We start from the raw sequence: 6,479 nt of genomic DNA on the forward strand, positions 1-6,479 counted from the left end.
AAAGGGGGGAGGGGTTTGGGGTGGGGGCCAGGCCGCGAGCTGCCCCCTCGGGGAGACAGCCTGCCCTCCCAGCCTTCCCGCCTGCGGGAGAGGCGCGACCTCGCTTTCCATGCGCCAGTTCAGGCGATCACTTCGGCCAGGAAACCGAATCGCCCTCCGATATGCCCAATTCCGCCGAGCGCCCGCCGACCAGTTCCAGCACCGCCGCGATCGGCTCGCCCGAGGGGATCTGCGCCTCGCTGAACGGCACGGTGTTCTCCGCGATCCGCGCGATCGTGCCGTCGGCGCGGATAAACAGGATATCGAGCGGTGTCGGCGTATTCTTCATCCAGAAGCTCGCCTCACGCGGGGCGCCGCCCTCGGGCGGATAGGGCGCGAACAACATGCCGCCATCGGGCTTCAGGTCGGTGCGGTACATCAGCCCCTGCGCCTGCTCGGCGGCCGTACGGGCGGCCTCAACGGCGAATCGGTGCTTGCCCTGCGCGGTCGTGATGGTGACGGGCACGGTCGCGACCTTGCGCCCCGCCTTCTCCGCCGCTTCGGACGAAGACGTCTCGGCCGAGCAGCCCGCCAACCCGGCCCCGGCCAAGGCCAGCGCCATCACTCCCATCCGTATCATCCGGCTCCTCTCGGCGTCACGACGACCGCCAGGGGGCCTTTCGGCCCCTCGACCACGCGCGCCGCCAGCGGCTGACCGGGTTCGACATCCAGGATTCCGCCGCGACGCAGCGTCTCCATATGGACAAAGATGTCCGCCCCGTCACGGTCCCGCAGCAGGAAACCATAGCCTTTCAGCCGGTTGAACCATTTGACCGCGACCTGCTCCGAATCGCCCGCCTCCGCGACCAGCGTGACCGGATCGATCCGGTCGGGCGAGCGAGGCCGTTTGGGCGCCTCCAGCACCGCATGGGTCAGGTCGATGGCCAGAACTTCGCGCGCCTGATAGCCACGCCCGCCCCGCGCGCCCAGCAACTCGACGCGCGCGCCCTCGGGCAGGCTGCGCCGCCCATGCGCCTGCAATACGGAGAAATGCACCAGCACATCCCCATAGATCGGATCATCCGCCACGACGAAGCCGAAGCCCCGCGTCACGTCGAACCATTTCACGACCCCCGCCAGCCTTACGGCCGTTTCCGCCGTTTCGCCGTCGACGCCGCCCCCTTGATTTGGCGTTTCTTCCAGCATCATCGCACCCTTGTCCCCCAAGGCTAGCATCATTGTTCGCACTCGCAATGCAATGCCCTTCGCATTTTTGCTGGTTCGGAGCGGGACGAGGGCAAAAAAAACAGGGGAAGACGGGCTATAGTCTTGCGCTGGATCAGAAATCGCCGTCGTCGATCGTCTCGCCGGGGGCGGCGGAAACGATGCGCCGCGACAGATTCGCGGCATGTCCGGCACGCATCATCGCCGCAAACTGCTTCTCCCGAACCGTCCGGTCGACCTCGCCGTCGCCGAAAGGCCCGATTCGCCGCCGCCGGGCAAAGGCCAGGGCGGCATCCCGCGCCGCCTCCGCCACTTGGGGTGCGATCGCCTCGTGATCCTCCGCCCCGACCCGTGCGGCGTGCAACGCCTGCGCCACGCGGCGCGCGCCCATGCCCCGCCGGGCCAGCGAGGCGGCCTTGGCCTCCGCATAGGCGCGATCGTCGATATAGCCGAGTTCGACCATCCGCGCCGCCAGCCCGCGCGGGTCCGCCCCGCCATCCCCCGCCCAACCCCTTTCGCGCAGCTTGCGAGTCAGGTAATCGACCAGCTTGCCTTCGGTGGTGGCAAATCGCTCGACATAGCGTAGCGCGAGAGCCTCCAGCATTTTGGGATCAAGGGGTTTTGGGGGGCGACGATCGGCGGACACGCCTTGTTTGTGCCACACTGACACCGGATTTAGAACGCGGGAAGCCGCCATTTGATGGTGGAAAAGAATCACTCGTACCCGCGCGACCATTTTGCGGGGACGCAAAAGCATAAGGAACGAAGGCAAGGCCATGACGATCGAGCACCATCAGGACGACGCGCGCGCCATCATCGCGACGCCGACCGAGGATGCGCTGCCGCGCCGCTTCGCCGACTTCGACACGCTGGGCGAAGCGCTGGACTATGCTGCCTCGGGTATGCGCGGTCTGAACTTCCATGATGCGCGCGGCACCCTGTCGCGCCCCTATCGCTTCGCGGAACTGCGCGAGGACGCGCTGACCTGCGCCCGCCGCCTGATCGCCAGCGGCGTGCAGCCCGAGGATCGCATCGCCCTGGTCGCCGAGACGGGGCCGGAATTCGCCGCGCTGTTCTTCGGCGTGGTCTATGCGGGCGCCTGGCCGGTGCCGCTGCCGCTGCCGACCTCGTTCGGTGGCCGTGACAGCTATATCGAACAGCTTCGCGTCCAGCTTGCCAGCTGCGACCCCAAGATGCTGATCTTCCCGCCCGAACTGGCGCAGATGGCGGGCGCCGCCGCTCAGGCCGCGGGCTGCGAGGGGATCGACTGGGACAGCTTCGCCACGCGCGCGGCCCCCGAGACCGAACTGCCCAAGGCCGATCCGGAGGCGATCGCCTATCTGCAATATTCCAGCGGCTCGACCCGTTTCCCGCATGGCGTGGCGATCACCCATCATGCGCTGCTGAACAATCTGGCGGCGCACAGCCATGGCATGAAGATCCAGGACAGCGATCGCTGCATCTCCTGGCTGCCCTGGTATCACGACATGGGTCTGGTCGGCTGCTTCCTGTCGCCGATCGCCAACCAGGTTTCGACCGATTACCTCAAGACCGAGGATTTCGCGCGCCGTCCGCTCGCCTGGCTGGACATGATCAGCCGTAATCCGGGTACGTCGGTCAGCTATTCGCCGACCTTCGGCTATGACATTTGCGCGCGCCGCATCTCGTCGCAGACCAAGGCGTCGGACCGTTTCGACCTGTCGCGCTGGCGGATCGCGGGCAATGGCGCGGACATGATCCGTCCCGACGTCATGCAGTCCTTCGTCGACGCCTTTGCCGATGCGGGCTTCCCCGCCACCGCCTTCCTGCCCTCCTATGGCCTGGCCGAGGCGACGCTGGCCGTGTCGATCATGCCGCCGGGCGAGGGCATCCGCGTCGAACTGGTCGAGGAAACCCAGCTGTCGGGCGGCGCGCAAGGGACCGACCGGCCGCAGCGTTTCCGCGCCATCGTCAATTGCGGCAAGCCCGCGCGCGACATGGTGATCGAAATCCGCGAAGAAGACGGCACCCCCCTGCCCGACGGCGCGATCGGCAAGGTGTGGTGCAAAGGCCCGTCGGTCATGGTCGGCTATTTCCGCGACCAGGCCGCGACCGATGCCTGCCTGGTCGATGGCTGGCTGGACACCGGCGACATGGGTTACATGTCCAAGGGCTATATCTACATCGTCGGCCGCGCCAAGGACATGATCATCGTCAACGGCCGCAACCACTGGCCGCAGGACATCGAATGGGCGGTCGAGCAGTTGCCGGGCTTCAAGGCGGGCGACATCGCCGCCTTCGCCATCACCACGCCGGGCGGCGAAGAAACCCCCGCCGTGCTGGTCCAGTGCCGCAGCTCGGACGATGAGGAGCGCCTTCGCCTGCGCGACGAGATCCGCGAGCGCGTGCGGGCGGTGACCGGCATGAACTGCGTGATCGAATTGATCCCGCCGCGCACCCTGCCGCGCACCAGCTCGGGCAAGCTGAGCCGCCCCAAAGCGCGCAACCTGTATCTGGCGGGCGAGATCAAGCCGTACGACGTCGCGGCCTGATTTTTTCCGGGATTTGAGGTTTGAGGAAAGGGCTCGGTCGAAAGACCGAGGCCTTTCTATCTTTGCCGACCTCCGGTCCGCCTGACCGAAGTCCAAGGCCACGCACCACGCTCAAAGCAATGCACCCACCCCGGCGAAGGCCGGGGTCCAGTTGGGTTGAGCTGTCGAGTACGCCATGAGCGTGGTCGCGACTGGACCCCGGCCTTCGCCGGGGTGGCGACGTATGAGGCGGCGACTGCCCCCCTCAATCCTTCAACGGATCATGCCCCCAGTTCATCAGCGAATAGCGCCAGGGCGAGTGCTCGACATCCTCGTCCGGACCGCCCTGTTTCAGGTGCCGGTGAACATAGCCGACCACTTTCTTCATATGGGCATAGTCGTCGTCGGTCAGATCGGCCTTCTTCTTGCGCTTGATCTCGACGATGTGGCGACCCGATTCATGCCCGACGCTCTCGCCCGATCCGCCCTTTTTCTGGCCGACCTCTTTCGACTCGTCGGTGTCGAGAAACTTTTCCAGCTCGGCCGGAGCCATGTTCACGGCCTCCTTGAAATCGGCGTAAATCTGTTCGTGGTCGTCGGCCATGCGCGGCTCCTTTCGGGGCGGTCAACGCCGCGCGCGGGCTTTAAGGTTCAGATCAGCATCGCGGCATAGCTTTGCGGCGGCGGCGGCAGGGTCGCGCGCGCGATTCCACCGAGGATCAGCACGACCGCCAGCACCGCCCCCGTCGCCCACACGATCCGCCGGTCGCCCCGCCACGGCTTGGCGATGATCAGCCCCAGCGCGCAGGCGACGATCGGCCACAAATGATAGCGGAAGTCCGACGCGACACTGATGACCAGGAAGCTCGCCTCCAGCCCCAGCGCCGAGCCGAACAGCGCCCCCGCAAAGCCATCCCCGCGCGTCACCGCCAACCCTCCGGCCGCCAGCACCAGCCAGACGACCGGCCACATGATGGGCACATCGACCCAGTCCCCCGCCATCTTCTGCCACGCCAGCGCGGTCCGGCCCGGCTGCCCGAGATGACAATCGTTCGGCTCGCTCCCCTGCGGCGGGGCGGCATTGATCCAGCGCGCGGGCACCCGGAAGCGCCAGGTCGAATTGACATGCGCCAGCCTTTGCTCGGCATAGGCGAGCGGATGATGCAGGATCGCAGGCGCGAGCTTGGCATAGATCCGTCCCGGCGGGGTCGTCTCGAACCGCTGGAGCCGGGCGCCGCAGCGGGCCGGCTCGCCGAGCGGGTCCCAGAAGAAGGGCTTCACGCAATGTTTGGCGCGGATGTCCGCCACCTCGGCCGGGGACAGGCCGAGCCGGGGGTCATAGGGCACGCGCACCGCGATCCCCGCCAGATCGTACAGCGCCTGGGTCCGCGCCACGCCGCTGTCCGCCGCACCGAGGAGCCGGTGGTTGATGAAGGGCGCTACCGCCAGCGTCGCGAGCGTCAGCGCCACGGTGAGTGCGATCCGGCGCGGCCAGCGCTCCGTGACCAGCAGCGCGACGAGCGGGGCGATCGCGAAGATCGCATTGGCCCGGACCAGCGCGGCATAGGCCAGCAACAGCCCCGCCGCAGCCCATGCCCCGCGCGGCACCGCCTGCCCCCGCAACCGCCACCAGCCGATGATCCCGACCGCGCCCAGCGTTGCGCCGGTCATCTGCGCATCCTTCAGGATCGCGACCTGCCAGCCGAGCCATGGCGGCACCAGCCCGACCGCCAGCACCAGAAGGGCACCACGCGGCCGCCGGTCGACGATCGCCGCCGCCAATGCCCCAAGCCCCAGCCACCATCCGGCCAGTTGCAGCACCAGCATCGGCGCTGCCCCGTGCGTCACGAACAGCGACCATAGCCGCGCCATGATCGGCGGGTGCCAGTCGTCATATTGCCCGGTCAGCGCCTGCGCATATTGGCCGACACTGTCATATTGAACGAAGCCCGGCGCGAAGACGATGACGCTGAGCCCGAACAGGATCAGGGCCGCGACGATGATACGCAGGCGGTGGCTATGGGCGCGGGTCATGACGGATGCGACCGATGCGGCCAAAGCCGGATGTTTCGCAAGCGGAATGCGCCGTGTCGTCGCGGTTGCGCGGGGATAGCGACACGGCACTGGTCATCATCGACATGCAGATGGAGATGCAGCCCCGGATCGATGCGGGGCGGCCCCACGTCCATCCGGAGGCACCGGACAGAATCGCGGTGCTGGCAGACGGATCCCGGCGCGCTACGTACCCGGTGATCCATATACGCCATGCGGCCGCCGATCCCGCTTCACCCCTGCATCCCGATGCGCCGGGCTATCGGCCCATGGACTGTGCGATGGAACGGCCCGGCGAGGCGGTGTTCGTGAAGAGCAGTTCGTCGGCCTTTGCGACGACGGCGCTGGAGGCGCACCTGAGCGAGCGGGGGATCGCGCAAATCCATGTTGTGGGGGCCGTAGCGGGGTTTTGCGTCAATTCGACGGTGCGTGCGGCGGCAGACCTGGGATTTGGCGTCACGGTGGTCCGCGATCCGGTGATCGGGTTCGACCTGTCCTCCGCAGGGTTGGAGGCGGGGGTGATCTTCGGCGTCACCATGGGCTTGCTGGAGGCGGATTTTACCGAGGTGGTGGAGAGTGAAAGGGTTTTGGCTGGGTTGTGAGGGTCGGGCGTGGCCTTCTACTTCGCTCAGGCTGAACGGGGTAAGGGGATCAACTAAACAGCCGTTCAGCCTGAGCGAAGTAGAAGGCCAAGGGAAACCCAACAAAAAAGAT

Annotated in this window: 7 protein-coding genes; 2 read left to right on the forward strand and 5 right to left on the reverse strand. The window is 67.0% G+C overall.

What is annotated here, in order from left to right; all coding sequences use genetic code 11:
• Positions 1-127 precede the first annotated feature (127 nt).
• From SP5_RS18060 to SP5_RS18070, 3 genes are all read right to left on the reverse strand, one after another.
• On the reverse strand, positions 128-619 hold the full coding sequence (locus tag SP5_RS18060) for a DUF192 domain-containing protein (protein WP_042491449.1): 492 nt from the start codon (positions 617-619) through the stop codon (positions 128-130).
• Complete coding sequence (locus SP5_RS18065) at positions 616-1,185, reverse strand: cold-shock protein (protein ID WP_042491458.1); 570 nt, start codon at positions 1,183-1,185, stop codon at positions 616-618. Before SP5_RS18065 ends, SP5_RS18060 begins: the two co-directional genes overlap by 4 nt.
• A gap of 133 nt (positions 1,186-1,318) precedes the next feature.
• Positions 1,319-1,807, reverse strand: coding sequence for a RecX family transcriptional regulator (locus tag SP5_RS18070; RefSeq protein ID WP_052811636.1), 489 nt, complete (start codon positions 1,805-1,807; stop codon positions 1,319-1,321).
• A gap of 172 nt (positions 1,808-1,979) precedes the next feature.
• Between SP5_RS18070 and SP5_RS18075 the strand changes: the two genes are divergently transcribed.
• The gene (locus SP5_RS18075) at positions 1,980-3,734 is read left to right on the forward strand and encodes a fatty acyl-AMP ligase (protein ID WP_042491454.1); all 1,755 of its coding nucleotides are present in this window, start codon (positions 1,980-1,982) and stop codon (positions 3,732-3,734) included.
• Between the two features lie 244 nt (positions 3,735-3,978).
• Here SP5_RS18075 and SP5_RS18080 read toward each other — a convergent pair whose 3' ends face one another.
• Together SP5_RS18080 and SP5_RS18085 are read right to left on the reverse strand one after the other, a co-directional pair.
• Positions 3,979-4,317: a DUF3140 domain-containing protein gene (locus SP5_RS18080; RefSeq protein ID WP_042491455.1), complete on the reverse strand. Its 339-nt coding sequence runs from the start codon at positions 4,315-4,317 to the stop codon at positions 3,979-3,981.
• Between the two features lie 47 nt (positions 4,318-4,364).
• Positions 4,365-5,747 carry a hypothetical protein gene (locus SP5_RS18085; RefSeq protein ID WP_042491457.1) on the reverse strand — a complete coding sequence of 461 codons (1,383 nt, stop codon included), beginning with the start codon at positions 5,745-5,747 and terminating at the stop codon, positions 4,365-4,367.
• Between the two features lie 53 nt (positions 5,748-5,800).
• On the opposite strand from SP5_RS18085, the gene SP5_RS18090 reads away from it, so the two are divergent.
• A complete protein-coding gene (locus tag SP5_RS18090) occupies positions 5,801-6,367 on the forward strand; it encodes an isochorismatase family protein (protein ID WP_245613543.1) in 567 nt (188 codons plus the stop codon).
• Positions 6,368-6,479: the final 112 nt, after the last annotated feature.

It is taken from the genome of Sphingomonas parapaucimobilis NBRC 15100 (genome assembly GCF_000787715.1).
In the GTDB taxonomy this organism is placed as follows: Bacteria; Pseudomonadota; Alphaproteobacteria; order Sphingomonadales; family Sphingomonadaceae; genus Sphingomonas; species Sphingomonas parapaucimobilis.

Coding starts and splice junctions, on each gene's coding strand:
- SP5_RS18085 (WP_042491457.1), bottom strand. CDS start 5,747: ATGACCCGCGCCCATAGCCACCGCCTGCGTATCATCGTCGCGGCCCTG.
- SP5_RS18080 (WP_042491455.1), bottom strand. CDS start 4,317: ATGGCCGACGACCACGAACAGATTTACGCCGATTTCAAGGAGGCCGTG.
- SP5_RS18075 (WP_042491454.1), top strand. CDS start 1,980: ATGACGATCGAGCACCATCAGGACGACGCGCGCGCCATCATCGCGACG.
- SP5_RS18070 (WP_052811636.1), bottom strand. CDS start 1,807: ATGCTGGAGGCTCTCGCGCTACGCTATGTCGAGCGATTTGCCACCACC.
- SP5_RS18060 (WP_042491449.1), bottom strand. CDS start 619: ATGATACGGATGGGAGTGATGGCGCTGGCCTTGGCCGGGGCCGGGTTG.
- SP5_RS18065 (WP_042491458.1), bottom strand. CDS start 1,185: ATGCTGGAAGAAACGCCAAATCAAGGGGGCGGCGTCGACGGCGAAACG.